The sequence below is a fragment of the Kribbella sp. NBC_00709 genome, assembly GCF_036226565.1.
Lineage (GTDB): Bacteria > Actinomycetota > Actinomycetes > Propionibacteriales > Kribbellaceae > Kribbella.
This window is the reverse complement of the sequence record NZ_CP108996.1, coordinates 5817570-5844358: the sequence shown is the minus strand read 5'-3', so window position 1 is coordinate 5844358 and position 26789 is coordinate 5817570. Positions and strand designations below refer to the sequence as shown.

Genomic DNA, 26789 nt, shown 5'->3' with positions numbered 1-26789 from the left:
AGCATCGGGGTTGCGCGATGACTTCGCATCCCGAACGCTCAGCGCCCCGATTCGTAGAGGGTGCGCACTTCCGCGTCGGTCAGTGCTCGGTCGTACAGGTGGACCTGGTCGATGGTGCCGTCCAGGAAGTCGACCTGGTTGCCGCCGAACTTCGCCCGGCCGATGACCGTGTTGCCGGTCGAGCTGGAGTCGAGGGCGCACGCGCTCTTGGTGGCGACGAGGTCCCCGTCGACGTAGAGCTTCAGCTCGCCCTGCACGACATCGCGGACGCCGGTGACGTGGTACCACTGCCCCGGGTTGGGCTTCGTCGGCGACAGGGCCCGGATCCCCGGGAAGCTCATCGCGAACCGTTGGTCCTGGCCGGAGTACTGCAGGAAGAACGCGCTGTCCCGGTCGCCGTCCTGGCTGACGAACGTCTGGAACGCACCGTCCGCCTTGTTCAGCTTCACCCATGCGCCGGCCGAGTAGTTCTTGGCGGTGTCGAGCAGCGCGGCGCCGGTGTCGACGTACTGGCCGGAGCCGTTGAGCGCGACCGCTTCACCGTTCTTGCCTGGGGCAAAGGTTGCACCACCTTGGAGTGTCGCATCGTTGTTGCCCACAGCATCTTGTGTGGTTCCGTCGAGTGGATAGAAGTGGATGCCGTCGGCACCGGGTGTGCCTGGTCCGGGGCTCGGTATACCAGCGCCGGTGCCGTCCGCGCCGGCGATGATCTGCCGGTTGATCGTCCGCACCTGGGCGAAGTCCATCTTCGGTACTCGCCGGTCGTAGGTGTAGAAGCCGTTCAGCTCGCCTTCGACATCGGTGATCTGGGTATAGACCGAGCCACTGATCCCGCACTGGTTGGCGGATCGCAGTACGTCGGTCTGGTTCTCGACGTACCGCCGGGTGAGCGTCGCCGAGTCAGGCTCCATCTCGTACGCCGATCCGTCGCCGAACCACATGTGGTCGGGCACCTTCAGCCCGAATCCGCCGTGCTCGCCGTCGACGGCCGCTCGGGTTTCCGTCGGCGCCGTTGTTGCCGGGCCGAGGTAGGCGTGGTTGTCGATCAGGTCGCCACGCCCGGAGTCGCCGTGCGAGTTGCAGCAGTTGACGCCGCTGTGCGCATTGACCAGCCGGGACGGGTCCTGCGCCTTCACATCGTCGGCGATCCGGCCGGTCGCGGCCTGGTCCCACTCACCCCAGCCCTCGTTGAACGGGACCCAGACGGTGATGGAGGTGAAGCTCTTGTGCTCGTCGACCAGCTCGTGCAACTCGGACTGGAACTGGGTCCGCCAGGGCTCGGGCATCGCGTCGGTCTTCGTCGCCGGCATGTCCTGCCAGACCATCAGGCCCAGCTTGTCGGCCCAGTAGTACCAGCGATCCGGTTCGACCTTGATGTGTTTGCGAACGGTGTTGAACCCGAGCCGCTTGTGCTGTTCGAGGTCGAACCTGAGCGCCGCGTCGGTCGGCGCGGTGTTGAGTCCGTCCGGCCAGAAGCCCTGGTCGAGCGTCGACAGGTTGAACAGGATCTTGCCGTTCAGCGCCATCCGGAGCTTGCCGTCGGCACCTTTCTTCAGGCCGACCGATCGCATCCCGGCGTACGAACCGATCTGGTCTACCGTTGTGCCGCGATCGATCAGCCGGACCTTGAGGTCGTAGAGGAACGGGTGGTCGGGCGACCAGGTTCTGGGATTCCGGATCGGTAGCCGGAGTTCGGCGCCGGCCTTGCCGCGCACCTGCCCGGCGACGTTGTGGCCGTCGTACGCCGTCACCTCGACGTCGAGGCCCGCGGAGCCTGACGTCTGGGCGGTGACCTTCAAGGTCTGGTTCGGCAGGTCGGGCGTGAGTTGGAGACGGTCGATGGACGCGGCGTTCACCGGCTCCATCCAGACGGTCCGCCAGATGCCGGAACTGCCCTGATAGAAGATCCCGTGATCGCCGACCTCGCGCTGCTTGCCGATCGGCTGGTATGTCTCGTCGGTGAGGTCCTCGGCCCAGACGATCAGCTCTTGCGGACCCTTGGCGTGCAGCGCAGCGGTGACGTCGACGTCGAAGCCGTCGTACCCGCCGCGGTGCGTGGCGACCTGCCGGCCGTTGACCCAGACCTTGGCGTCGTAGTCGACGGCGCCGAAGTGCAGCAGGAGCCGCTTGCCCTTCCAGTTGCCGGGGACAGTGAACGTACGGCGGTACCACATCCGGTCCTCGTGCTTCTGCAGACCGGAGAGCGCGGACTCGATCGGGTACGGGACCAGGACCTTCTCGTCGAGCGTGCGGCCCGTCGGCGGATGCTCACCCATCGCGGCCGGCGCCCACTCCCACAGGCCGTTGAGGTTGCGCCACTCGGGGCGGGTCAGTTGGGGGCGCGGGTACTCCGGAAGGGCGTTCGTCGGGGAGACGTCGTCCGTCCAGGGAGTCGTGAGTGGTGGGGTGCCGATGTGCCAGTCGGGTGTTGCTTGGGCGGTCGGCACGAGGGTTGTCGCGAGGAGGACGAGCGCAGCTGCGAACGGCTTGACCATGGGGACTGTCCTTTCGGGGCGGAGAAAGGCAGTCCCATGACAGCGCTGTCACCACAAGAACGCAAGAGCTCGCGCACGATCAAACATTGACGCAGACCGGGGTCGGGGTGCTGAAGTCGGCGGTCCGGGTCAGGCCGCCGGTGGTTCGGTCTACCAAAAACGTGGTGATGTTGTTCGACTTCTGATTCGCGACGAACAACAGGCGGCCGGTCGGGTCGAACACGCAGTGCCGGGGCCAGTCCCCGCCGCAGTTTGGTATACCAACCAGCTCCAGGTGCGGCCCGTCGGTGCTGTAGACCGCCACGCTGTTGTGCCCGCGGTTGGTGACGTAGACGAACCGTCCGTCGGCGGAGATCACCACCTCACCCGGGTAGTTCTCCCCCTCGGCCACCGGGATCGACTCCAGCACGGTCAGTACGCCGGCGTCGTACCCGCAGATCGTGACGGTGCTGTCGAGCTCGTCGGCCACGTAGGCGTACTTGCCGGACGGATGGAAAACCAAATGTCGCGGGCCCGCACCGGTCTTGACCTTCGCCTGGTGCTGAAGCGCGAGCTTCCCGTCGGCAAGCGTGTAGGTGTAGATCGAGTCGGTGCCCAGATCGACCGCCAGTACGTACTCGCCCGCTTGCACCACCTGATGGGCGTGCGGCGCGGAATCCTCGTGCTTTACCAGATCCGTTTGTTGCCCAAGGCTCCCATCCGCAGCGATCGGATGGACCGCGATGTCGCCGGATCCGTAGTTGGCACTGAGCAGATGGTCGCCGACCTTGGCGAGGTGGCAGGGCCCGGATCCCTTGTTGGGTTGACGATTCAGCAGTCGCGGGGTGCCCGAGATGTCGATCGCGGTGACGGCGCCGGCATCCTGCTCGTTCACGGCGTACAGGAAGTTTCCGGACCGGATCACGAAGGACGCGTTTGGTATACCAGCAATGCTGCCGGTCGCGGTGATCTTCCCGTCCGCGTCGTACGTCGCGATGCCGATGCCGTCGCCGTACGTCCCGAGGTACAGGGTGCTGTCGTTGCCGTCCCTCGCGACCTCACTGGCCTGCGGTTGCGGTTGCGGCTGCGGCGCCCCGGGTTCTGGTGCTTCCCGGTTCGCGGCCTGGTGGAAGGGAGCAAGCGCGGCCGCGCTGAAGCCGAGGAAACCTCGGCGGCTGACGCTCACGCCGCCACCGGAACGCTGACCCACGACGGGTCATCCGCGGGCGAACTGAACGTGACCGTCGAACCGATCACGCTCCGCCCGAGATACCGCGGATCGACCGTATCCACGACAAGCACAAGATGATGCCCGGCCGGCACGTCCCAGCTCGTCGCCTCCAGCCTGATGTCGAGCGGCACCGCCTTCCCCGGGGTCGCGCCGCGCAACGTGTACGGCTTGTGCGAGATCAAGGATCCAACCCCGAGCGCATCGACGTCGTACAGGTAGGCGAACAGCGAAGTACTCGCCACCGACGGCTTCACGGTCACGTGCAACCTCGGCGATCCATTGACGACTGCCCCGCTAGCGAACGTCGGCCCGGACCAAACCCCGGCGAACGACCTGTCCACCAGCGGCGTCGCCACTCCGACCGGAATCGACAACAACCCTTGCAGCGCACCAGATACGAGGGCCACCCCACTATCCGCGACCGTTGGTATCCCAGCGCCGATCGACCGGCTCCATCCGGTCGCGGCACTGCCCTGAAGCCCGCCGGCCTTCGTGAGGTACGACGTACGCGCCTGCGCGACCGACGCCCAATCGGCATACCCACGCCACACCCCACGCTGCGACCTCAACTGCACCGGCGGCTCTGTATCGGCACCGTTGTCCGCGCCGGTGAGGTAATGCCGCAACCAGCCGACGAGCTCGTCCCACGTCTCGTTCGGTAGACCGACCGCCCCGGTCACCTCGGGCGTCGCGTGATCACCGTGCGCGAGCAGCAGCCGCTTCGGCCCGGTCAGGCTGGTGAAGAAGTCGGTGTACTGCGAGGGCGGGAAGATCGAATCCTCGAACGCGTTCGCCAGGAACACGGCCGGCTTGTTCGCGTTGATCTGGTCGACCATCGTCGCCGCGGACCGCACCGGCGACAACTGCCCGGCCTCCGCGATCGCTCCGTCGAAGTCACCGGTGACGAACTTCGTCTGCAGCGAGGCCATCTCCGGACCGGGCCGCCCGGTGATGTTGCCTAGGGCAAGCAGACCGGCGACGGACTGGAGCGCAACCGTGTCGTTCGGGTCGAGCGAGCGGATCAGGTCGGCCCATCCGCTGAGCGCACCGACCGCCTTGATCCGCGGATCCTTCGCGGCGGCGAGCAGCGACGTACCGGCGCCGTACGAGATCCCGACCGCGGCGACCCGGCTGGTGTCCGCCGGAGTGTGCCGGCCGGCCCAGTCGATCACCTTGCTGACATCGGCGACGGTCGGCGGGCCGGCGATGTCGATCCCACCGGCGGAATCCCAGAACCCGCGACTCGAGTACGAGATGACCTGGAAGCCGGCCGTGGCCAGCTTCGTCCCCTGACCAACGTACTCCACGTTCGGCACGCCCCAGCTCGACGGCATCACCACGAGCGGGAACGGACCGTCACCCTGCCCGGTCGGCGTGAGCACGACCGCACCGATCTCGGTGCCACCGACGCCGGGAATGCGCTGGTACGCCGTACTGAAGCCGGGCCCGGTCTGGCTGGCGTCCGCGCGCGGGCCGACCGCGACCAGGGACAGAGCGACCATCAGGGCGACAGCGAGGGCGGCTGCGATTCTGCGCACGGGTGCCTCCGGCATTGGGAATTACCGGAGGGTAACCAGAAAGTTGCCGCTGTGTCACTACCTTGGCACGGTGAGTGCCGGATCGACCCTGGTTGCCTCGACGGACCACGCCCAGAGCCGCTCGGCCAGCTCCGCGTCCTGCGCGGTCCGCGTCGGCAGTACGACCTTCGGCGCACCGCGGTACTCGAGGAAGCCCGGACCGACGAACGATCCGGGGCGCAGGTCGGGGTACGTCGCCGCGTACAGACTCGGCCACGCGCCGGCCGCGGCGGACTGCGCGACAAGGCGAGTCGCGGCGGCCCAGAGCTGCGCCTGACGGGGGCGACCGGCCAGCTCCGGACCAGCGGCCTGGAGATGCGTGGCGGCGTACCCGGGGTGCGCGCCAACGCTCAGCAGGTCGGCGCCGGCAGCACGCGCCCGGCGGTCGAGCTCGAGCATGAAGAGCAGGTTGGCGAGCTTCGACTTCCCGTACGACTCCCACTTCCGGTAGCTGCTCGCCGGCCGCCGGAGATCCTGCTCGCTGATGCCACTCACGGTCTTGTGCATGAACGAGCTGACCGTCACCACGCGGCTGCCGCTGAGCAGCAACGGCAACAGCCGGCCGGTCAGGGCGAAGTGACCGAGATGATTGGTGCCGAGCTGCAGCTCGAATCCGTCGACGGTCTGCCGGTACGGCGGCGCCATCACGCCGGCGTTGTTGATCAGCAGATCGAGCCGGTCGTACGTCGTGAGGACCTCGTCGGCCGCCTTCTCGACACTCGCCAGATCGGCGAGATCCAGTTCGAGAACGGTGGGCGCTCTCCCGACCTGCTGCGTCAACGTCTCCGCAGCCTTCGCGGCCTTCTCCGGATTACGCGCCGCGACCAACACGTCCGCACCGTGCTTGAGCAGCTCCAGCGCGGTCTCGTACCCGAGTCCACTGGTAGCGCCCGTCACGAGCGCCACTTGTCCGGTCAGATCGGGGATGTCCGCAGTGCGCCAGGTCATGCGCCCACAGTAGTCGTGGGCGCACGACCTGGAATTGCTACGACAGGATCTTCCGTGCCTTGAAGGCGTCGGTCACCGTTTTCGCGGCGGCCTTGCCGTACAGCAGCCGGGCAGCCTGGACGGTGTCCTGGGCCGCGGCCTCGAACGAGGTGTCGGGGTCGTAGAAGTACGTCGCCTCGAGGATCAGCTTGTTCGCCTTGGTCCGGCCGAGCGCCTGGTGGATGTCCCACAGCGCGTTCGACCAGATCTCACCGTCGTCGTGCACCTCACCGTCGATGTCGTCGGTGGTCTTGCCGGTGTCGGTACGACGCAGGCAGTGCGGCTCGTCGGTCGTGTACGACGTGGCGTCCCAGTCCATCACGCACGGCAGGTTGAAGCCCTTGCTGACCGGGACCGACATGGTGACGGCCCAGTAGTCGCCGAAGCCCTCACCGATCGCGCCGCCCTGCTCGGACTCACCGAAGTCCGGGACGATGTCGTCCTGGATCGCGTGACCGTACTCGTGCCAGATCACCTCGGCGTCCTCGGCGTCATCGACGCCACCGTCGCCGGTGGTGATCATGTCCGTGGACGGGTCGTAGAACGAGTTGTCGTCGCGGATCGTGTCGACCGAGAAGTCCTGGGACTCGTTGTTCGCGTCCTTGAACCCGAGCGACTGGATGTACTCCTGCGCCTGGTTGATGTGGTAGTACACCATCACCTGTTCGAACTTGTTGTTCGCGCGCTGGTAGACGAACGTGTTGTTCTTGTTCTGCGCTACCCCGCCGTTGCCTTCCTTGATGTTGACGAAGGCGCCGTTGAGCTTCCCGGAACCGTCCAGGTTGCGCAGGACCACGTTCTTCTGCGCCAGGAACAACGCATCCTGGTTCTTGTCGTTCATGTCGGTCAGCTTCTCGTTCTTCGTGCTGACCACCGGGTTCGGGTCGAAGACCGAGCCACGGCCGTCGACGTTGTCGCTGATCACCTTCGACTCGACCACACTGCCGGTCTTCGCGTCGACGAGCGACTGGCTGACGCCTTCGGTCGACCGGCTGGTGACGTTCCAGACCAGGCGGGCGTCCGGTCCACCGACCACCGCGAGCTGCGCGGCGCCGCTGGTCGCTTCCGGCTGCTTGACGAAGGTCTTGTTCGGCCCCGCCATCCGCGACCGGTTTGCCTGCGCAGTGACGGTTGCGTTCGCGGACTGCGTCGCGGACGCGGGCGCGACCTTCGCGCTGACGTCCAGGTCCGCCGGTACGGCGTCCCGCCCGTCGGCGATCTGCACCGCGCCGTCCTTCGCCACGTGCTTGGCGTAGTACCCGTCGACGACCGGCAGCCCTTTGAAGGTCTGCTGGTACCAGTAGTGCTTGCCGAGCAGCGAGGTTTTCGTCTTGATCAGCTTGAGCCCGTTCGGATTGGCGGCCGCTGCCTCGGGCGCGGCCCCCGCGGCGCTGGTGAACGACAACCCGAGCGCGACGGTGGCCAGTCCTGCGGTGGCGGCCACAAGTGCCTTACGGCTTTTCGACATTCGCTTCCCTCCCACGTTCCTGTTGCGTAACGCAACCACTACGATCCGTCGAACCCTAGTTCGGCGTACCGCCCGCTGGGAAGCGGAACTCCGCGGGATTCTGCGGTTTTCGCGGCGGCAAGGGAAATCCTGTTACCCGGCCGCGAGCGGCTTCGCCGGGTATTCACGCAGTACCAGCGACGTGCTCACCGGCCCCAGCCGGCCGATCGCATCGACCACCTGCTCGAGCCTGCCCGCGTCCTGCGTATGCACATCGAGCAGGAAGCAGTCCTCACCGGTCAGCCGGTACGTCGCGACGACCTCGAGCAGCGACGCGAACAACTCGAGCGCGTCGGGGATCCGGGCGTGCGTGGTCCGGACCCGTACGACGGCGTGGATGTTCAGCCCGACCCGCGCCGGGTCGACGACGGCGCGGTACCCGGTGATCACGCCGGACCGTTCCAGCCGCTGGATCCGCGCCGACACCGCGGGCTGCGACAGGTTCACCTTGCGGCCGATATCGGCCCCGCTCAGCCTGCCGTCGGTCTGCAGGATCGCCAGGATCTCCCGATCGATGGCATCCAATGAACCAGTCGTTGCCTCGCTCATCGACCTTCATTTCATCAGCAGGGCCCGCCGTGCGGCGATGACTCCTTCATGATGACAGACCTCAACCCTTACAGGAGAGTTCATGACCTTCATCATCATCCCCGGCCTCGACGGCTCCGACGCACACCACTGGCAGTCGCGCTGGGAGCACGAGTGGCTAGCCCCCGCCGTACGGATCGAGCCATCGTCCTGGTCCGCCCCCGACCTCACCGACTGGTCAGCCGCAATCACCCGAGCCGTCAACAGCACGACCGGCGACATCACCTTCATCACCCACAGCCTCGGCTGCCACGCCCTCACCCACTGGCTCGCGCACTCGCCCACGCTGTCGCCGGTGGCGTCGCCCGCGGAGTCGCCCGCGGCCGCCCGCATTCGTGGCGCGTTCCTGGTCGGCCCTCCCGACCCCGAGGCGCCCACCTTCCCCGTCGACCGCCTACCGACCTTCGCGTCCCTCCCCGCCGTCGCGCTGACCATCCCTTCCGTCCTGATCGCCAGCACCAACGACCCGTACTGCACCATCGAGGCCGCAACCCACCTCGCCAAGACCTGGGCAACCCCACTAATCCCCCTGGACAACCTCGGCCACATCAACTCCGACAGCAACCTAGGCCAATGGCCCCAAGGCCAACACCTCCTCACCGCCTTCCTAGCCGGCACCACCCCGAAAGCCGACAAGCCCTGACCACTACCTCTCCTAGCGCTCGAGCCCCGGAGAGGACCTCGCCACGGCAAAGCTGAGCCTGCAGGCTCAGAACCGAGCCACGCCAAGCCGCCCTAGATACAACGCCTTCACCAAACTCCCACGGAGCGCCCACCAGCCCATCGAAGGCCGAGGCCCAACGCCTTCTAGCCTTCGCCGCTCCGGCGGCGACGCCCATAGTCACCTTCGTCTCTTAGGCGAATCGTCAACCACGAAGACACTCAGCGGCGCTGGAGATACACCTCTAAGGCACGGATGCGTTCCGCCACCGACGGCTGGCCGGCAAGCCAATCCGGCTGGGCGAATCCGCCACGACGTTGCCCGCCCTCATGCTGGGCTTGCCAGCCGTAGAGAATCTCGAGCAGCTTGCGGCCATACCCGAGATCCGCCGTCGCATGGTCTGCCATCCGCTCCGCGAACTTGTTTGCGCCGATGAACAGCAAGGGAGAGAACAACGGCGCGAGGAACCCCAGCGGTACTGCCAGGCTGTCGTAAAAGACCAGCGAGGCCAGAATCAGCCCAAAGTACGCGATTAGCAGGAAGCCGATGATCGTGCACCCAACAGCCGGGATCGTCCGGCTGAGTTTGAGCAGTTGCCAGATCAGAAATCCAATAATTCGCGCCGGTACCGAGTACCAGTGCAAAAGCCGGCTCACCAGTATGGGACCGTGACGATGCACGGAGAGGTCATGGGCAAGGGCGGCTTCCAAGTGGCTGGGAGGCAACGTATAGAGCGCCCAACTCGTGACCGAAACCGTGTTCCCGCCGGGCGACGAACCGGTGGGAATCTCGCCTCCTTCGATCCACACCGTGTACCTGTTCGGGTCGACCCCTGCTCTGTCCGCCGCGGCGTACCAGGACGGAGCGAGGCGCTGGTTCTCCACCATCGTTGGACGTCGAAGGCCGAGGAGGTAGCGCGCTATCAGTCCGTCCGAGCCGGGCCAGACCACGATCAGTCCGGTCAGAACCCAGACAACCATGACGACCAACGTGTTCCAGTCGAATGCCCCCGACGTCCAGAGAATGATGACGAAGCTCGCCGCGGCCCAGAGCAACATGGCGATACCTTCTGCCGCTCGCACCCCGGCGCTACCTGACGTCCGGCCAGATGCGCCGCCGATCGCATGCTGCTGGTTCTGCTGCTGACCGCCAGGAAACGGCACCTCGGGCACGGAGTTGTCCGCGCCCGGTGTGTTCGGTCCCGAATCTCGCGAACCATACTCCCGTGAGTCATCGTCAGGACGATCCACCGGGTCATGCGAGTTGTTCATGTACCGCCTCGATAGTCGGGATTCAGTAGAGGGACACGTGAACGTGATCGTAGTGGCCGCCCGTCGCGTCGCTCGGGTCGTAGACACCGCCGCCGTTGTAGGGCTTCCACTGTCCGGTGCGGGCGCTCCAAATCTTTCCGTACCAGATGACATAGTGCACGCCGGTAGTCCCCGCCGTCTGAATCGCCCAGTTCGCGATGCGATCGCCCTTCACTCTCGCGGGCGCGGATCGCCGTGAGTCAGCGCCGACGAAGACGTCGCAAGCTTTGCCCTTCGGATGGTCGCTGGTTGGATTCCAGGCGTGCGCATCCCAGCAACTCATCGGCGGATTGGCCAACGCTGCGCGGGCCTGAGCCACCCAGGCTGCCGTGCGCTGGGTGACGAGCCCACCGGTACCCGTTGGATCCGTCACGCTCGCAGTTTGCGGGGGCCAGACACCATTGACGGGACGACCAGCGATCAGCCCGCCGCCGTCATTACACGAATCAAGACTGGCCGACGGTGGCGCAGAACCACCACCGGATGGTTTCGCTCCAGCACGCCCGGCGTACGGATCGCCGGAACGCTCCAGGTCAATATCTGCCTCAGCAGCAATCTGACGTGCAGTGTGTTCATGACGTGCGTAAGCATCGGGAAAGGCCGAGACCTGCACCGCCTGGGCTGCCTCTGTGAAGGACATCGACGGCCAGCCGTCAATATCCACCAGGCCCGGAGGACTTGGAGGATTCGCTCCGCCGAAGAAGGCTTCGGTTGCGTACGTTGGATCCATGATCTCCTCGACAGTGCCCCAACCCGCGGAGGGACGCTGCTGAAACAGCCCGACCGAGTCTCGATCCCCGTAGTCGATGTTCTCGAGGCCCGATTCCTGGAGCGCGGTCATCAAAGCGACCAGTGTTGCCCGCCCAGGAAGTCCGCGTGCAACGGCGACGCTGTCGATGATCTTCGCGAAGGCAACTTGCCTCGCTCGAGTGGGTGCATCTGCGGGCGGGTCATCGGCCTGCGTCCCACCTCCTGGAGGGCAACTGGCGAGGAACTGATCGCCTCCGGCGCCGAACGGGATAATCAGGATGAGTCCGAGGAATCCGACTACCAGCAAGGCTCCCAGAGCCTTCAGACCGAGGAGCTTGCCTGCGGAGGCACCGAACATGCCTTCCGAACCGCGATCCATGAACATCAATTTCCCCGTTCGCTCACGGTCCGGTTCCACCGTTCAGATCGCTGACGACCCAACCGGTTCCCTCCGGCACGAGAGTGACCAGCAAAGGCAGCACCATCTGATTCGCTCGCTTACCCGTGACGTCGATCGTGATCGAGACGAGGCGACTCATGCGCGTCGGCGTATCGACTGGCGCTGTATCAGGCCTCGGCATCTCGACCTTCACATTGGCCACGCTGGATTTTCCGCCATCTGACTTGAGCGCGTCGTACGTCGAATCACCCTGGGTCTCCAAGCTGTCGCCAAGCTCGGTCGTGATGTATGGCGCGGTCTTGTCGATGAGATCCGTGTAGGTCTCGGCGGAGGGATCACGCGTGTAGAAGACTCGGGCCCAGGCGTTGACGGTGTTCGTCGCAGCGGTTGTCGCGGCCGCCGATGGACGCGCGGTGAGGATCGGCGGAGTGGAGTTCTGCAGAGTGGCCGGGGCCGATGGGGTCATCGTTGATTGCGGAGCAGCCGGCGACTGCGCCTCGTCTGGCGACTGCGACGGATTCAATACGCCCACATCACTGCTGTGAGAGGGTTCATCTCCCCGAAGCAGCCGCGGCAGACCTCCGCCGAGACCGAGCACGACAATCGCGAGAATCACAACAGCCACGATGACCGTGACCGGGCTTGTCGGCTCAGCCTGTCGTTGCTGACGCAACCAAGCAACACGCTCCGCTTGATCATCGCGACGCCATGTCCGTTTCGCTCGACGCCGTTCCCTGCGGCTCAGGTCGTCCATCTCGTCGGGATAGTCGTAGTCCGTCCGAACCATGTCGTGCCAGTTCGCCGGTCGATCCGGTCGAGCCCGGTCGGATCCGTCATCGCCATCGCGTCGCGACGCGTCGCTGTCCCTCTTCATCGCACCGTCACCTGCGGGTTGGCACCATGACCGTCACACCGTCCTTCGTGACGCTCGAGTACTCACGAAATCGCCGGTTCGCGCTGGACGAGGGCTTACGGCGATCGCGAATCGTCTTCGGAGGTCCATCGCGAAGGCTTGCCGAATGTGTGTGAATTCTCGGCTCAAACCTGCTGTGAGACGCAGGCCGACTGTCGATCTTGGGTGTCTTCGCATGCCTGGCGGGTCGTGCCTCGGAGTTCGAGGAGCCGCTGCTCGAAGTACCGGACTGAGATCCACTACCTGCAGCCGATCGACCGGACGACGCAGCAGGCAAGCCAACCGTGATTGCGCGGCGCCGCCCGACCGGCGTGGCAGTACCGTTCGCCGCCGAGAGCGACGCGCCTGACGTCCCGATGCCCGCCCGAGCCTGATCCTTGAGGCGCGCGAGCTGCGATTCCTTTCGACCGACAGAACCCCCGGCTGCGGACGCCGAGGCTCCAGCAGGCTCGATGGCTCGACGCTCAGGAGAGTTCAGCTCATGAGCCGGCGCCTGTCGCGCGGCCACGGTCCGGTAGTTACTGCCGAGCGCCGGCGCCTGTCTGAACACGCGAACGGACGTGGCGCGCTGGACTTGAGTGTCATTTGCCCCAGACCTGCTGGTTCGCTCCGCGACAGTCGGACTCGCAGCCCTACTGCCTACTGCTCCCATCAGGCGCCGGACGGCTGTCATCGCACCTCTGCGTGCCAATCCGCCCATCACCATGCTGCCCATTCCCGGCCGCATCATAGAACTCATGCTCTCGAAGAGACGACGGAGCCGGAATCCCGCAATGAGCACGGCAATCGCAAGCCCACTCACAGGGAGCCATCCGAGTGCGTCGGTCAGGCTGAACACCGCGGTAACGAGAGCCAGCGTCGTAGAGAAGACCAGAAGTGCCAGGATCGATTGCAACACCAAGCCGAGAAGAGCCTCGAACCAGTTCATCCCCCACTGTCTTGTCCGGCCCGGAATCGCCCAGAGGCACGTGAACAGGACACCCACCACAAGCAGGATCATGCAGCCGATGAATGCCATCAGCGCAGTGAAGGCAAGCGATACGGTCAAGAACGCAAAGAGCGTCGCCGCGATCGCTCCGAGAGTCAGCACGCCTACGCGCCCGAAAGGATTGTCACCTTTCGCCCACTGGACTGTTGGCGCGTCGCCTCCGCCTTCGGCTTTGCTGACCTCGTTATCGATGTAGCTCTTACGGGCGTCGCCGTCCGTGCCCTTGTCGAGAATGGCTTTGCCGTAGCGTTGGCAAGCTTGCAGAGAACCGAACTCGGCGACGCACCACGGAGTGGCCGCAAAGGCTCGCCACGTTGCGTCTCCGGACTTTCGCAACAAGGTGTCGCGTTTTGTGCCGGAGAAGCTCGGTTCGGGCCACTCGATCGGCACCTTTGTCGTCGACCCGAGAACCTCCGTCGACGTCCCGACCACAGCATCAGATCCAATTTGCCTCGCGCCGTCCACTCCGTTCAACCAGGTTGCCGGCGCGACCGCGAAACTCGTCGCCAGGAGTCCGGCGGCGAAGACCCACACGAGTTGGCTCATCGCGCTGCCATTTGCCTTGCGTTGGGCGTACGCGGCGATAGCCCCGAATGCTAGAGCCGACGGCAGCAACCAGCCCGCGAGCTGCGTGTTCACCAGGCCGATGGCTGATGACGCCGTATCTGTCAGCGGCTTGATATCAGTGAACGAGAACAACCACCAGCCCACCGAGATCGCCGCACGGGTGATCGCGACGATATACAGCATGACCATGTGCGCGTAGCCATTGAACACAGCCTCCATCGGGTCGCGGAAACTCGTTTCGAAGTCCAGTCCGTAGACCGTTGGGCTGTATTGCTCGAAGAGAGTCCGCGTATCACCGTGGGTCAGGTCCGGCGTGGGGAGGAGATCCCCGAACCCTGTTGGGTTGGTGGGGCCTTGGTTGGGGTCGGCGGCTAGGGCTAGCTGGGCTGTGATTATGAAGGAGATGGAGAGGACGGTGGCCGCGGTTCTGAGGCGGCGGGGCCACCTCATGCGACGTGCTCCTTGCTGCCGGTGGGGGGCCGGTTGGGGTCGGTGTTGGGGGTGGGGACGTCGCCGTGGGCGTCGTACATGGCCTCGTTGTAGGCGGCTTCGTCTGCTTCTTGGTCGTAGACCTCGTCGGGGCCTATCGGGGAGTCGTGCCGGAGGGGGCGGCGACGGTCCTGGTGGGGGTCTTGGCCGTTGGGATGGGTGTCTTGGCGGCCGTTTTCCTGGTGGGGGGCCTGGCCGTTTTCGTGGTGCGGGGCCTGGCCGTTTTCGTGGTGCGGAGCTGGCGGGTGGCCGTTTTGCTGGACCACGGGCGGTTGGGCCGGCGCGCTTGTGGAGGGCTGCTGCGGGGTCGTTGGGGTGGAGGCGTAGGTCGGTTCTGGGGCGGGGGAACCGGGCGTTGCTTCCGCCGACGCGGACGACGGGGCGGCGGGTTGCTGAGCCGGGGTCGCGGGGTGCTGATTGGCGTGTTGCTGAGCTGGGGGGTGGGCTGGGGCTCTGCCGTTTGGTGAGTACTGGGGCGTGGCAAGGGGACCGTCGTAGGAGGCCCCAGGCACGCTGTCCTGAGGGACGCCCGCGCCGTTGTAGGACGGTGCTTGCGTGCCGTCTTGGGGCGCGGCGTGGGTGCCGGGCCTACCGTTCTGGCGGGCGGCAGGGATGGCGTCCTGAGGTGTGGCAGGGACGCCGTAGTTGGACGTGCCACCGTTAGGGACCGCAGGAGTGCCGTTGGACGCGCCGCCATTGGCGACCGCCGGCGTGCCGTTGTAGGGCGTATTGCCGTTCGCCGAGGCAGGAGCGTCCTGGTACGCGGGGGGTTGTTGGGTGTGGGCTTCTGATTGGGCGGTGGCGGTGGCTGCTGGTTCGAAGAGGTCTTCGTCGTTGGCGAAGGGGTCTTCGGGGGGCGTGGGGAGGGTGGGTTCGATGGGTTGGTTCGCGTGTTCGGATTCGGGGGTGGTGCGGAGGAGGGCGGCTACGCGCTGGCTCGGGATGTCGATCTGGACGGTGGCTACCTCGTCCCAGCGGTCGCGCATGATGCAGTGGCCGTGGCGGATCGATTTGCCGTTGGCGGCGGTGTTGATACCGCGGACCAGGGTTTGGTACGGCGCGGTCTGCGGGCGACCCAGCAACTCGAGCAGGGAGTCGACCTGCTCGCGCGAACGCAGGCTGAAGGCGAACAGGGTGGTGATCTGCTCGACCAGACCGGGCAGCTTCAAGATGCTGGCCGGGTCCTGCGTGTCCAGAACCAGCGAGGCACCCAACGCACGGCCGACGCGGGCGATGTAGTCCAGGAAGGACGCGCCATCCGGGGTCTTCGTCAGCAGGTGGACCTCGGGGACGATGACGACCTTCGAGCGGCCGCGGAACTCGCGGCGTCCCGTCGTACGGACCATCCAGGCGAGGCAGCCGCGGAGGCAGGCCATGCCGACGCGTTCGATCGGCGACCAGGACTCGGGGGCCGATTCGGGCGACGGCAGGGTCAGGCCGGGCATCTGCACGACCCAGAGACCCGGGTTCGTGGTCAGGGACGAGAGGCCGGACGGCGGGCCGGCGACGACCGAGCCGAGGCCGGTCTCGACCAGGTCGCGCAGCGCGAAGCCGACGGTCCGGATCGTCTCTGATTCCGAGGCGCACAGTCGCTGGATGACACCCCACGAGGACGGATCAGGCGACTGGATCTCGGCGCGGGTGGCGGCCATGACCGGCGCCTCGGCGGCACCACGCAGATGCGGCGGCAGCAGGAGCATGAGCTGTGACGGCGCCTGCAGCAGCGCGTCGTCGACGGGCAGCACCCGCAGCAGGTCCGCAGCACCGGAGAACTGTGCAGTGATCTCAATGACGGCAGTAGGTACGCCGTACTCAGCGGCGACCGCGGACACGCCCGCAGCATCACCCTTCAGGTCCAGCAACGGCACCCACGCGCCGGCGAACGCGGAGTCCAGACCGCCAAGCATCGCGGCCGTCGTCTTCCCTCGACCCGACCGACCCAGGAACAGAGTCGTCGTCGCGTCACCAAGAGCAGAACCAGCAGCCGCGTCGAACCGCACAAGACCCGGCGTAGACCCGGTCAGATAACCAATGGCGGGACCAGTAGCGTCACCGATCGACGCACCGCCCCAAAACCAGGACCCGAAGAACGCGGTCGACTCCCGCACATGCCCGAGGTCTGGCACGCGCAACTGGTCGCCTGGCAAGGACTCCAGCCACAGGTCGCGCTGCTCGTCCGCGCCCGCGGCGACCGTGATGCCACGGTCCGCGTAGTGCGCGATGACGGCGTCGACGTACGCCTCGAGGTCCTCCCGCGTGTCCGCGCTGACCAGCAACCGCGGGTGGTCCTCGACCAGCGTCAGACCGCTGCGGTTGATGTCGCGCTTGACCTCACGCATCACGCGCTCGGTCTCCACGATCTCGTCGGCGGTCTCCTCCGCCGTACCCTTCGCGGCCGACCGGCGCTGCTCCTTCGCGCTCTTCCGGGTCTCGTCGACCAGGTGGCGCGCGGTCTTCTTCGTCAGCACGCGGAACCGGACCGACGCCTCGACGGTGACGTCGATCTCGTCGCCGTCGTCGTCGATGGCCTTGATCTCCGACAGGGTCCGCAGCCACTCCCCCGCGCCCGGAGTCTCGAGCTCCTCGGGGAAGTCGGTCATCGCCAGGACAGTCGTGTACGCCGCGATCTGGCCACGCGTGTCGTAGATCCGCAGGTGATCGGTGTACGGCACCACTCGCCCGGACGTCAGCCGCGCCAGCGAAGCACCCGTGATCAGGCCACGACGCGGCGCCGCGACCGCACCACGATGCATCTCCCGGCTGATCAGCCACGAAATCACCTCGGCCGGCGCCGTGTGCGCCCGCCACACCGTCGAGCCGAGCTGACGAGCGAGCTTGCGCACCCGCTCGTCCAGGTGCGCGAGCTCGCGCGCACTGACCCGCCACGACGTCGTACCAAGAGCGTCGCTGATCGAACCGCGCACCTGGGCCGTCGCCCGCGGATCACGATCGGACAGATGCACGCCGAGCGCGACGTACCGCTCCGGCATCCGCATCTCGTCGATCCGGTCGGCCCGGGTCTGTGCCCACGCCTCGTGGTCGCCGAGCCGGTAATGGCCGGCCACCGAGTCGATGTAGTCCTGACCGGTCGAACGGCCCCACACCACCTTCAGGTGGCTGAGCCGGTCACCGAGGATCGTCGCGGCCGCGCTGACCGCCGCGTCCAGGGCCGCGTCCTGCTCGGACTCGGTGGCCAGGTCCGTGTTCGCCACCGAGATCAGGAACCACGCCTCGGCGCTGCGCTCGGTCACCAGCAGGCCGTCGGCGATGGCAACAAGACGAGGTGGCGGTAGGCCGCGCTCGCGGCCGACCCCCACCAGGTTCAGGAGTTTGTCAGCGATCTTCATTCGCGGCCCTTCCCTGACGACGTCCTGCGACTGACCCGTTGTACGTGATCCGAACCCAGCAATCGAGCCCGTTGGTTCACGGTGATGTCCGCACCCGCACGGACCATCGGATCGAGCTCCACCACGACCTCGCGTTCCCACTCCGGCGTCACTCTGGCCTTCGCCAGGTCGGCCACCTTCCTGGTCGCGACGCGCTCACGCCACGGCAGGTACTCCGTCTTGTCCGCGGCCCGCGCGCCGAGCCCGATGATCGGGCGATGCGCACGCAACGCGTACCGCACGGCCAGCGCCCACTCGGTCACCCGGCGGCGGCGTTCGTGGAACTTCCCGGGCCGCCAGCCGAACGCGGTGATCACGAACGGCGGCACGACGTACAGGCTGACCGTGGGCTTCTTGGGCACGCCGATGAACGGGAACAGCAACGCGATCCAGAGCAGGATGATCACCGCGCCGAAGATGATCATCCGGCGCCGGGCGCCCTCTCCCAGGTCGATGCCGAGCAGGTCGTACTGCCGAGTCTCGATCTCGAAGTGGTGGGTCAGGGTACGGCCGACTCGCATCAATTACCTCCGGACAGCAATCCCCAAAAGCCCTTGAGCACGTTGATGGTCTGGTTGTTGGCGTAGATCAGCCCACCGACCAGGACCCCGGCCGCGATGTGGCCGAACAGCTCGCCCCACTCGCGCTTGAAGTAGTGGCCGATGGCCCGCAACACGAGGATCGCGATGAAGATGTTCCCCGCGATGACCAGGACCCAGTCCTTGAAGTCGGCTCCCGTCGGGACGTTGGGGTCGGCCATGGGCACGGCAAGCTGAACCACGCTCGCAGCCAGTTCGTGCGTCATCATTGCGGTGTCTCCCTTGTTGCCTCGGTCATCCGATGGCCAGTCGCTGGATTCATCCGACGGCAGCCACTTGCCATCGCTGTGCTCCGTCCGTGGCGACAGTACGCCTCAGCGTGAGCGTGTACGTCTGGTCCAACGTGGTGTCACCCACCCCGTCCCAGGTGACGGCCGCGGTCGCCCGCCGCTCGTCGTCGTTGCCCGTGTAGACCTGCCAATCCTTGAGCTCGCCGAACTTCACGGCACCGTTCAGGCTACGGATGGTCGAGCCCGGCGCGGTCACCGCCGACACCTTGTTGTCCGACTCCGCATACGCACCGAAGAACGCCTCCGCGTCCTTCTGCGTCGCCGCGGTCAGATCGTCGTCGGGAGCACCGGCCGCCGGCATGTTGTCAGGCAGTGGTGCCCGCACGTCCGGCACGAACGTCGGCGGCCCGCTGGCCACCACTCGGGCCGCTGTCCGGGCTACCGGGACCGATACGCGGTCCCAGACGACCGGTCCGGTCTTCCAGCCCTTGCCCTGTCGCGTGAACGTGTGCACCTGGACCCGGACATCCACGACTGCGGTCAGACCGTTGGAGTCGGGCGTCACTTGCCCCGGGTAGGCGACGTCAGCCGTTTGTTTGCCGCGACCGTTCCACCCCGCGCGACTGTCGAGGCCGGCAGCGAGGTCGAGACCGATCTGGGCCGGGCGGGCATCCGGGTTGTCCTCGTCCCAGGTCAGGTACGACACGGCGTACCGCGTCGCGACCGCGCTCGCCTCTGCGGACGGGAAGCTGCTCTGCCCGCTCACCACAGTCTCCGGCGACCGGTTCGGACTGATCCAGGAGCGGATGCCACTGATCGCGGCCAGCAGCAGCACGACAACTACCAGGCCGCGGAAGAACCTCCTGGCCCACGTGGAGAACGACGACTCCGGCTCGGTGGACCACGGCGTCTGCCCAGGCTCCAGCACCTCGCGGACCGGCCCCGGGGCAGCATGAGCACCGTGCGGGGAGCGCTGTTTCAAACGCTCGGGTGTGCGGTGGGCCGGGTCCTGCTGCGGCACGTCGGCAGGACCCGACGGACGTGGCGCCGGGCGGCGGGGCGGTGCCATCACGCCACCGGGCGGCGGCGGTCCCTGCTGCTGCGGAGCGGAGTACTGCGCTGCTACGCCCTGCGCCTGGCGAGGGGTGGGTGTCACCGGGCCACCGGGGTGGGCCCACCACTCCGGCGCGGTGCTCTGTGGGCGTCCCTTGCCAGCCTTTTTGGTACGGCGCTGATCCGACCAATGCTCACCTTTTGGCGGCAGATTCAGTGCAGTTCGCCACCAACTCATCCCTACCCGCCCCTCAGACAGCAGTTTCGCGGACAGTAGCCGGGAGGATACGGCAAGCAACCGCCCTCCGGGAGGCCTGAGCCCAGGATCCGGATGGTCCATCGCTCCCCGCAGCCATACTGTTACCCCGCTCGCGGGCAGTGTCACCCTCCTCGGGCAAGAGTGACACCTTCGGTACCGTCGTCATAGCTCCTCTCTCATGCCCATTCAGGTCGACTAGGCAGCGCACACCATGCCACACGCCGTGGACAGGTTTCGAAGATCCGTGCGAACAACATGGTAAAGAATGCACCAACTGATCACAGATAGTAACCGATGCGGCGGTCGGCCTGTGGAAAACTCTCCCGTGGCGAGGGGTCAAAATCGGCGGTGGACAACCGCTTGCCGAGGACGGTTCCGGGCATAGGGTCGGAGTGACCCTGCTACCCCCTGGAGGACCAGGATGGAAACTCGCCGACTGGGCCGACTCGGCCACCAGAGCTCGGTACTGATCTACGGCGCCGCGTCGCTGGGCGGAGTCGACCAGGACCGCGCCGACGCCTCGATCCAGGAAGCGCTGGACGCCGGCATCAACCACTTCGACGTGGCCGCCGACTACGGCGACGCCGAGCTGCGGCTCGGGCCGCGGATGCCCGAGATCCGGGATCGCATCTTCCTCGCCACCAAGACCGGCCGCCGGACGTTCGAGGAGGCCTGGAGCGAGATCAACCGGTCACTGGAGCGGCTGCAGACCGACCATGTCGATCTGATTCAGATGCACGCGGTGTGCGACTTGGAGAACCTCGACCTCGTCACCGGCAAGGGCGGCTCGCTGGAAGCGGCGATCCGGGCCAAGGACGAAGGGCTGGTCCGGGCGATCGGCATCACCGGCCACACCGAGCAGGCGCCGTCGGTACACACCGAGGGACTGCGCCGGTTCGACTTCGACAGCGTCCTCACCCCGCTGAACTACAAGCTGTCCACCGACCCGCAGTACGCCGCTGACTATGCCGCCCTGGTCGAGGCCGTGAAGGCGTCGGACGCGGCGCTGATGACGATCAAGATGATTGCCCGTCGCGGTTGGCAGGACGGCGAGCAGAAGGCGTACGACACGTGGTACCGGCCGTTCGACGAGCAGCGGTACATCACTGCCGCGACCGCCTGGCTGCTGAACGGTCATCCGGAGATCACCGGCCTGGCTACTGCGGGTGAGACCCGGCTCCTGCAGCAAATGATTGTTGCAGAGCGCGAGCGCGCCGACCTCACCCCCGAGGCGGCGGCGTCGATCCTCGCCGAGGTTCAGGACTACGCGTCACCGTTCGTGGATTCGCCGATCTGACGAAGTGGCCCAGGTCACATACGAGACTCCGCATTCCGGTCAGGTCGTACGCCGTACGGGACCGGCCGGCGTGGTCTGCCCGGGTGCGGGAACAACTCGGGGTCGGATCGATGTTGAGAAGGGCGTAATCAACTACTTTCGGAGGTCGTAGTGGCAACGGTCGAGCTGACCCAGGACAACTTCAACGAGGTGGTCGGTGGCGACGGTCTCGTGCTGGTGGATTTCTGGGCCGAGTGGTGTGGCCCGTGCAAGATGTTCGGACCCGTGTACGAGAAGTCGTCCGAGCAGCACACGGACATCACCTATGGCAAGGTCGACACCGAGGCTGAGGGCGAGCTGGCGCAGGCCTTCCAGATCAGCTCCATCCCGACGCTGATGGCGGTCCGCGACGGCGTGGTTCTGTACTCGCAGGCCGGTGCGCTGCCGGCGGCCAGCCTGGAGGACCTGATCGGCCAGCTGCGCGCGGTCGACATGGAAGAGGTCAAGGCCCAGATCGCCGCCCACGAGGCGGAACACGGCACCGAGCCGCACACGCACTGAATCAATTGGTTGACGGAATCCAGGGACTCTTGTCGAGTTCCTGGATTTCTTTTGCCACCTCACGCCGGGCTGGGCCGTTCGCGATCTGAGGATTCGAGTTGATGGCGGCGAGCAGCTCGCCCCGTTGGGTCTGCGACAGCTGCCCCCAGCCGTTCCGGATCACCTTGAGTGCGTGGTACTGCTCATTGCCGGTGAGCGAGGTGTTGATCGCCGTCAGAAGGACCCCGCTGTCGAGGACGGAGGGGTCTCCTTCCATCAGGCCGAGGGCAAGGACGCGGACGATGGGCGAGCCCGAGAAGAACAGGTCCCTGACCTCGCTCTTGTCGAACTTCTAGACCGCAGAGGCGTTCGCGACGCGCTGGACGATCCGGTCGAGGATCTCTCCGCGAACCGACTTCAGCTCGGGTCCGCGTAGCTCGGTGTAGATGGTCGCGTAGGCGTCGAGTTGCGTCTCCATCCCGAGGGCCCGGAGGGTGTCGGCACTCTTGCGTGCGGTGACGGCAATCTGACGGACGAGACGTACTTCGAACTCCCCGAGCTTCATGCTCCGGATCCGATCGACGATCGACGATCGACGGCATCACGATCAGGAGCAGGCCGGCCGCCAGCACCGTCACGAGTGGGCCTTCACCGACGCCGGTGAACAGTCCGACGAGCCCGGCGACAAGCAAAGCTGCGCCGATCACCAGGCACAGGATTCGCGAGGCAACGTCCACGACAGGCCGGGCCGTCACCGTCCATGCAGGAGTCGAATGATCCCGCACGCGAGGCGGAGCAGGCCGCTGGGGCGATGGCATCACCGGCGGCGCGGGACGAGTCGAGGGTCCGCGATTGCCGGGAACAGAGGATTCGTTCACGTCCGTCATCGGGCCGGCCCTCCGTACGTCGTTGGCGAGTCCTGGTGATCGTGCCTGCGTCGTCAGCTATCGGCAAGGGGTGGCGCCTTCAGGCGTGGGTCGGTGGTGCGGCGCATGAGGGTGGAGGGGCCTACCTGGTCGGTGAAGCCCCAGCGGCGGTAGAAGGGGATGAGGTTGGGTTGGCAGACGAGTTCGAGGCTGCGGACGGTGGTGAGGTCCGGATGGTTGACCATGGCATCCAAGAGCACGGAGCCGAGGCCGGAGCCTCGGTGGGAGTCGTCGACGATCACGTCGAGGACGAGGGCGATGTGGGTGTAGTCGGTCAGTACGCGGGCGAAGCCGATCAGGCGGTCTGATCGGCGGTGGGTGACGGCCGTGATCAGGTCCGAGTGCTCGAGCAGGTGCGCGACATCTGCGGGGGTGCGGTCGCTCATCCACCACGCCGTACGCATGAGCTCGGTCAGCTCGGCGACGCGAGCCGGTTGATCGTCAGAAGTCGCGCGAACTGAGGACGCAGAACTCGTTGCCTTCGGGATCGGCGAGCACCGTCCAGCTCGGGCCGTCAGGTTGGCCGACGTCCATGCGGCGCGCGCCGAGGGCCTCGAGGCGGGCGATCTTGGCGTCGCGGTCCTGGCTCGTGTGCGGCGCGAAGTCGAGGTGCAGGCGGTTCTTCACCGTCTTGCCCTCAGGCACCGGAACGAACACCATGCCGGGACCGATCCGCTCCCACGGGATGTCCCTGATGGTGTCGGGCTCGACCCAGCCAGGAACGTTCACGCACTCGTCGTCGGTTTCGATGATCGTCTTCCAGCCGAACGCCTCGGCCCACCAGGCCGCCTGCTTCCGGACGTCGTGGCAGTCGACCACGACCGTGTACCACCTGAGCACCATGGCGGGAACCCTTGCACAGCCCACCGACAGAAAACAGAAAAGAGCGGGCCCTGGGCAGGAGAAAGACGCCAGGGCCCGCTCTCGGGGCTGACCGGAGCAGCGACGTGGTGGCCTGAGGAGGTGCGGGCAGATGAGGTGCTGCCCGAGGAGGGTCACCGAAGGGGCTGCTCGGAAGACGGTCAGCGGGATGGCGGGACCACGTCGTCGGGGTCCCGCCAGATCGTCAGCGGAGTGGGTTGAACGGTCGCAGCTCCTCCGGAGCACGGCCGGTGGTGATCGTCTCGGCCAGCAGCTGACCGGTGATCGGGCCGAGGGTGATACCCCACATGCCGTGCCCGCCGGCGGCGAAGACCCGCGGCGACGCGGTGGCGCCGATCAGCGGCAGGCCGTCCGGGGTGCAGGGCCGCGGTCCGACCCATTCGAACGTCCGCGCGTCCAGGTCGGCGTCGCGCAGCAGCGGCCGCGCGGCCTCGACGATCGCGTCGATCCGGCGCGGGTCGAGCTTCGCCTCGGGCTTGCGGAACTCCATCATCCCGGCGACCCGGAGCCGGTCGCCCAGCGGCGTGCAGGCGATCCGCTGCGCCGGGAAGTACACGGGGCCGGACGGCACATGCGCCATCGGCACGCTGAAGCTGTACCCACGGCCCGCCTGCACGACAGTGCGTACGCCGAACTGCCGTGCCAGGTCACCCAGCCACGCACCGGTCGCCATCACGACCGCGTCGAACGGGTCGGTCTCGCCGTCGCCGGTGACCAGCCGAACGCCGCGGATCTCGTCGACGATGTCGTTCACGACGACGCCGCTGATGATCTGCCCGCCGCGGGCGATCACCGAGTCCGCGAGCAGCTTGACGTACTCCCCGGGGTTGATGAACCGCTGCCCGTGCAGCCGGATCGCGGCCCCGATCTCGTCGGACAGCGAGGGCTCGATCGCGCGGGCGTCGTCACCGCTGATCGCCTCGAACTCGATGCCCTGGCCGGCGGCGTGGATGTGCTCGATCTCCTCGAGCAGCACGCTGCGCTCCTCGACGGTCCGGTAGGCGGCCAGGAACGACTTGGCCTCGTAGGTCTGCGCCTCGACCCCGGCCTTGGCCAGGAAGTCGAAGGCGTCCAGCGCCTGGCGGTTGATCGGGACCAGCGACTCCATCGCGGTCTTCCAGCGTCCGGCGGTGCTGTTGCGAGCGAAGCGGGTGAGGAACTTGAGGAGCCGCGGGCTCGCGGTCGGTGGAACGTACACCGGTGAGGCAGGGCTCAGCACCGCACGGACGCCGTACTTGAGGACCGCTGGTTCCGGCAGCGGCGTGGCCAGGCCGGGCGTCAGCCAGCCTGCGTTGCCCCAGGACGCGCCCGCGGCGACACCTTCGCGGTCGAGCACGGTCACCTCGACACCGGCCTCCTGGAGGAACCAGGCGGTGGCCAGGCCGACCATGCCCGCGCCGACGACGGCGACGCGGTCAGGAACGATGTGCGGTACTGCGGAACCAGCTGTGGTCATGTATCGATGGTGCGGCCGCCGCGAGCAGCTGTCATGGTGCGATCACACCATTGACGGGACGAATGACTGTGCTCATCGCACAATAACCCGCACAATAGCCTCATGATCACCGCGCCTGACCTGATCGCCGCCGTCGGCCCTGCCCTGTTCGAGATGGTGGTGACCGGCAAGGGCGACAGCGAGGTCCGCGACGTGTTCCTGGCCGACCCACAGGAGCCTGCGACCGGTCAACCGGGCGATCTGGTGCTGGGACTCGGCCTGCGCGATGCGGAGGACGCCGTGGAGCTCGTCGAGCGCTGTGCGGCCGGTAGCGCGTCCGGAGTGGTCCTGCGTACGGCGCTCGCGCACGAGCCGACTGTGGTCACGGCAGCGGAAAAGACCACGCTGACCCTGGTCGCACTGCAGCCGAGCGTCACCTGGGCGCATGTGGTCTGGCTGATGCGCGGCGTCATCGACCGCGCCGCAGCACCGGACTCCCCTGCCGCCGGGGACGCCGGCGTACACCAGGAACTGTTCGCACTGGCAGATGCGGCCGCAGCGATCGTCGACGCGCCGGTGACCATCGAGGACAACCAGTCACGCGTCTTGGCGTACTCCTCTGGTCAGGACTTCACCGACCCGACCCGTGTGTCCACCATCGTCGGTCGGCGGGTGCCGGCCGAGGTCATCGCACATTTCCGGGCCCGTGGCATCTTCCGGCGGCTGGCGCGGTCCAGCGAGCCGTTTCTGGTACCGGACGGGCCGAATGGCATCCGCCCGCGTCTCGTCGTACCTGTCCGGGCTGGTGGTGAGTGGCTGGGGTCTATCTGGGCGGTTGTCGACGGACCGGTGAGTGATGCGGTCACTGCGGAGCTCAGCAACGCCGCGTCCGTGCTGGCGTTGCACATGTTGCGGCTGCGCGCTCAGGCCGATGTAGCGCGACGGAGTGCGATCGATCGGCTGCGGACGATCCTGCGGCAGTTCTCTCCGGACAACCCGGTCGATGTACGGCTTCCCCGGCAGCCGTGGCGCGTGGTGGCGCTTGGCTCGCCGGATGGGTACGACGTACCGCAGCAACTGGACCTGTGGGAGTCGACCGGCCGCAGGCACGGCTGGAGCGAGCCCCAGCTGGCTGACCTCGACGGGAACGTGCTGGCGGTAGTCACCGATACAGACGGCCCCGGCTCCTGGAACTGGCTGCAGAAGCTCGTGCTGGAGCAGGCACCGGGCACGTACGCCGCAGCCGGCGGTCCTGCACGCGGTCCGGCCGATCTGCCGAGCTCACGGGCCGAGGCGGTCGAGCTGCTCGGGCTGGTACGGCGGGGTGTCGCTCCCGGGCCGGCGCTGCGGGTGGAGGACGCGTGGCATGTGCTGACTGTTCATCGCGCGGTCACGTCGCTTGATACCACCAAGATGGATGGTCCGCTCGCGACGCTGCTACGGCACGACATCGAGCACGACACGGGATACGTGGAAACGTTACAGGCGTGGCTCGACTATCCGGGGCAGCCGCAGCGGGCGGCGCGGTCGCTGCACCTGCACACGAACACGTTGCGGCACCGGATGAAGCGGATCGGGGAGATCGCGGAGCTGGATCTGTCGGATCCGCGGGAACGGCTGGCGTTGCAGTTGCAGATTGCCGCCGTACGCACCGAACACTGAGATGTACGCCACAGCCCCCTGTAACAAGGCTTCATATTCCGGCAACTACTGGGCAACATCCGGCTGACAGAGTCTTCCTTGTCAGCCGGTCCGACCGTT

Annotated in this window: 23 protein-coding genes; 4 read left to right on the top strand and 19 right to left on the bottom strand. The window is 66.7% G+C overall.

The window, feature by feature from the left end; genetic code table 11:
* Positions 1 to 38: 38 nt before the first annotated feature.
* The 6 genes from OHA18_RS28810 to OHA18_RS28785 form a co-directional block, all read right to left on the bottom strand.
* On the bottom strand, positions 39 to 2495 hold the full coding sequence (locus OHA18_RS28810; RefSeq protein ID WP_328998451.1) for a LamG-like jellyroll fold domain-containing protein: 2457 nt from the start codon (positions 2493 to 2495) through the stop codon (positions 39 to 41).
* A gap of 79 nt (positions 2496 to 2574) precedes the next feature.
* Positions 2575 to 3660 (bottom strand): lactonase family protein, encoded by a 1086-nt coding sequence (locus OHA18_RS28805; RefSeq protein ID WP_328998450.1) that lies wholly within the window; start codon positions 3658 to 3660, stop codon positions 2575 to 2577.
* Positions 3657 to 5243, bottom strand: a complete 1587-nt coding sequence (locus OHA18_RS28800; RefSeq protein WP_328998449.1) for an alpha/beta fold hydrolase — start codon at positions 5241 to 5243, stop codon at positions 3657 to 3659. Before OHA18_RS28800 ends, OHA18_RS28805 begins: the two co-directional genes overlap by 4 nt.
* Positions 5244 to 5300: 57 nt before the next feature.
* Positions 5301 to 6230 (bottom strand): oxidoreductase, encoded by a 930-nt coding sequence (locus OHA18_RS28795; protein ID WP_328998448.1) that lies wholly within the window; start codon positions 6228 to 6230, stop codon positions 5301 to 5303.
* A gap of 37 nt (positions 6231 to 6267) precedes the next feature.
* Positions 6268 to 7737 (bottom strand): M4 family metallopeptidase, encoded by a 1470-nt coding sequence (locus OHA18_RS28790; RefSeq protein WP_328998447.1) that lies wholly within the window; start codon positions 7735 to 7737, stop codon positions 6268 to 6270.
* Positions 7738 to 7869: 132 nt separating this feature from the next.
* A complete protein-coding gene (locus OHA18_RS28785; RefSeq protein ID WP_328998446.1) occupies positions 7870 to 8325 on the bottom strand; it encodes an Lrp/AsnC family transcriptional regulator in 456 nt (151 codons plus the stop codon).
* Positions 8326 to 8407: 82 nt separating this feature from the next.
* Between OHA18_RS28785 and OHA18_RS28780 the strand changes: the two genes are divergently transcribed.
* Entirely contained in the window at positions 8408 to 9007 is a 600-nt protein-coding gene (locus tag OHA18_RS28780; protein ID WP_328998445.1) for an RBBP9/YdeN family alpha/beta hydrolase, read from the top strand.
* Positions 9008 to 9246: 239 nt separating this feature from the next.
* Here the strand turns inward: OHA18_RS28780 and OHA18_RS28775 are convergent, their stop codons facing one another.
* The 8 genes from OHA18_RS28775 to OHA18_RS28740 all read right to left on the bottom strand — a co-directional run bounded on the left by OHA18_RS28775 (position 9247) and on the right by OHA18_RS28740 (position 19813).
* Complete coding sequence (locus OHA18_RS28775) at positions 9247 to 10197, bottom strand: hypothetical protein (protein ID WP_328998444.1); 951 nt, start codon at positions 10195 to 10197, stop codon at positions 9247 to 9249.
* A gap of 121 nt (positions 10198 to 10318) precedes the next feature.
* Positions 10319 to 11464, bottom strand: a complete 1146-nt coding sequence (locus tag OHA18_RS28770) for a hypothetical protein (protein ID WP_328998443.1) — start codon at positions 11462 to 11464, stop codon at positions 10319 to 10321.
* A 22-nt stretch (positions 11465 to 11486) separates the two neighbouring features.
* A complete protein-coding gene (locus tag OHA18_RS28765; RefSeq protein WP_328998442.1) occupies positions 11487 to 12359 on the bottom strand; it encodes a hypothetical protein in 873 nt (290 codons plus the stop codon).
* Positions 12360 to 12366: 7 nt separating this feature from the next.
* Positions 12367 to 14403: a hypothetical protein gene (locus OHA18_RS28760; protein ID WP_328998441.1), complete on the bottom strand. Its 2037-nt coding sequence runs from the start codon at positions 14401 to 14403 to the stop codon at positions 12367 to 12369.
* A complete protein-coding gene (locus OHA18_RS28755) occupies positions 14400 to 17789 on the bottom strand; it encodes an ATP-binding protein (protein ID WP_328998440.1) in 3390 nt (1129 codons plus the stop codon). The genes OHA18_RS28760 and OHA18_RS28755 overlap by 4 nt, the downstream gene beginning before the upstream one ends.
* Positions 17786 to 18349 carry a hypothetical protein gene (locus OHA18_RS28750; RefSeq protein WP_328998439.1) on the bottom strand — a complete coding sequence of 188 codons (564 nt, stop codon included), beginning with the start codon at positions 18347 to 18349 and terminating at the stop codon, positions 17786 to 17788. Before OHA18_RS28750 ends, OHA18_RS28755 begins: the two co-directional genes overlap by 4 nt.
* Positions 18349 to 18636, bottom strand: coding sequence for a hypothetical protein (locus OHA18_RS28745; protein WP_130446998.1), 288 nt, complete (start codon positions 18634 to 18636; stop codon positions 18349 to 18351). The genes OHA18_RS28750 and OHA18_RS28745 overlap by 1 nt, the downstream gene beginning before the upstream one ends.
* Positions 18637 to 18685: 49 nt before the next feature.
* On the bottom strand, positions 18686 to 19813 hold the full coding sequence (locus OHA18_RS28740) for a conjugal transfer protein (protein WP_328998438.1): 1128 nt from the start codon (positions 19811 to 19813) through the stop codon (positions 18686 to 18688).
* Positions 19814 to 20390: 577 nt separating this feature from the next.
* On the opposite strand from OHA18_RS28740, the gene OHA18_RS28735 reads away from it, so the two are divergent.
* Complete coding sequence (locus tag OHA18_RS28735; RefSeq protein ID WP_328998437.1) at positions 20391 to 21266, top strand: aldo/keto reductase; 876 nt, start codon at positions 20391 to 20393, stop codon at positions 21264 to 21266.
* 150 nt (positions 21267 to 21416) lie between these two features.
* Positions 21417 to 21806 (top strand): thioredoxin, encoded by a 390-nt coding sequence (trxA, locus tag OHA18_RS28730; RefSeq protein ID WP_328998436.1) that lies wholly within the window; start codon positions 21417 to 21419, stop codon positions 21804 to 21806.
* Position 21807: 1 nt separating this feature from the next.
* Here the strand turns inward: trxA and OHA18_RS28725 are convergent, their stop codons facing one another.
* From OHA18_RS28725 to OHA18_RS28705, 5 genes are all read right to left on the bottom strand, one after another.
* Positions 21808 to 22062 (bottom strand): hypothetical protein, encoded by a 255-nt coding sequence (locus tag OHA18_RS28725; protein ID WP_328998435.1) that lies wholly within the window; start codon positions 22060 to 22062, stop codon positions 21808 to 21810.
* 75 nt (positions 22063 to 22137) lie between these two features.
* Positions 22138 to 22350 carry a hypothetical protein gene (locus tag OHA18_RS28720; RefSeq protein ID WP_328998434.1) on the bottom strand — a complete coding sequence of 71 codons (213 nt, stop codon included), beginning with the start codon at positions 22348 to 22350 and terminating at the stop codon, positions 22138 to 22140.
* A 375-nt stretch (positions 22351 to 22725) separates the two neighbouring features.
* Positions 22726 to 23097 carry a GNAT family N-acetyltransferase gene (locus OHA18_RS28715; RefSeq protein WP_328998433.1) on the bottom strand — a complete coding sequence of 124 codons (372 nt, stop codon included), beginning with the start codon at positions 23095 to 23097 and terminating at the stop codon, positions 22726 to 22728.
* Positions 23098 to 23152: 55 nt separating this feature from the next.
* Complete coding sequence (locus OHA18_RS28710; protein WP_328998432.1) at positions 23153 to 23554, bottom strand: VOC family protein; 402 nt, start codon at positions 23552 to 23554, stop codon at positions 23153 to 23155.
* A 223-nt stretch (positions 23555 to 23777) separates the two neighbouring features.
* Entirely contained in the window at positions 23778 to 25049 is a 1272-nt protein-coding gene (locus tag OHA18_RS28705) for an NAD(P)/FAD-dependent oxidoreductase (protein WP_328998431.1), read from the bottom strand.
* Between the two features lie 102 nt (positions 25050 to 25151).
* On the opposite strand from OHA18_RS28705, the gene OHA18_RS28700 reads away from it, so the two are divergent.
* Positions 25152 to 26690, top strand: a complete 1539-nt coding sequence (locus tag OHA18_RS28700) for a PucR family transcriptional regulator (protein ID WP_328998430.1) — start codon at positions 25152 to 25154, stop codon at positions 26688 to 26690.
* The last annotated feature ends 99 nt before the right edge of the window (positions 26691 to 26789 follow it).

Coding starts and splice junctions, on each gene's coding strand:
- OHA18_RS28770 (WP_328998443.1), bottom strand. CDS start 11,464: ATGGATCGCGGTTCGGAAGGCATGTTCGGTGCCTCCGCAGGCAAGCTC.
- OHA18_RS28790 (WP_328998447.1), bottom strand. CDS start 7,737: ATGTCGAAAAGCCGTAAGGCACTTGTGGCCGCCACCGCAGGACTGGCC.
- OHA18_RS28750 (WP_328998439.1), bottom strand. CDS start 18,349: ATGCGAGTCGGCCGTACCCTGACCCACCACTTCGAGATCGAGACTCGG.
- OHA18_RS28715 (WP_328998433.1), bottom strand. CDS start 23,097: ATGAGCGACCGCACCCCCGCAGATGTCGCGCACCTGCTCGAGCACTCG.
- OHA18_RS28785 (WP_328998446.1), bottom strand. CDS start 8,325: ATGAGCGAGGCAACGACTGGTTCATTGGATGCCATCGATCGGGAGATC.
- OHA18_RS28765 (WP_328998442.1), bottom strand. CDS start 12,359: ATGAAGAGGGACAGCGACGCGTCGCGACGCGATGGCGATGACGGATCC.
- OHA18_RS28700 (WP_328998430.1), top strand. CDS start 25,152: ATGATCACCGCGCCTGACCTGATCGCCGCCGTCGGCCCTGCCCTGTTC.
- OHA18_RS28760 (WP_328998441.1), bottom strand. CDS start 14,403: ATGAGGTGGCCCCGCCGCCTCAGAACCGCGGCCACCGTCCTCTCCATC.
- OHA18_RS28810 (WP_328998451.1), bottom strand. CDS start 2,495: ATGGTCAAGCCGTTCGCAGCTGCGCTCGTCCTCCTCGCGACAACCCTC.
- OHA18_RS28755 (WP_328998440.1), bottom strand. CDS start 17,789: ATGAAGATCGCTGACAAACTCCTGAACCTGGTGGGGGTCGGCCGCGAG.
- OHA18_RS28725 (WP_328998435.1), bottom strand. CDS start 22,062: ATGGAAGGAGACCCCTCCGTCCTCGACAGCGGGGTCCTTCTGACGGCG.
- OHA18_RS28780 (WP_328998445.1), top strand. CDS start 8,408: ATGACCTTCATCATCATCCCCGGCCTCGACGGCTCCGACGCACACCAC.
- OHA18_RS28745 (WP_130446998.1), bottom strand. CDS start 18,636: ATGATGACGCACGAACTGGCTGCGAGCGTGGTTCAGCTTGCCGTGCCC.
- OHA18_RS28710 (WP_328998432.1), bottom strand. CDS start 23,554: ATGGTGCTCAGGTGGTACACGGTCGTGGTCGACTGCCACGACGTCCGG.
- OHA18_RS28720 (WP_328998434.1), bottom strand. CDS start 22,350: ATGAAGCTCGGGGAGTTCGAAGTACGTCTCGTCCGTCAGATTGCCGTC.
- OHA18_RS28735 (WP_328998437.1), top strand. CDS start 20,391: ATGGAAACTCGCCGACTGGGCCGACTCGGCCACCAGAGCTCGGTACTG.
- OHA18_RS28795 (WP_328998448.1), bottom strand. CDS start 6,230: ATGACCTGGCGCACTGCGGACATCCCCGATCTGACCGGACAAGTGGCG.
- OHA18_RS28705 (WP_328998431.1), bottom strand. CDS start 25,049: ATGACCACAGCTGGTTCCGCAGTACCGCACATCGTTCCTGACCGCGTC.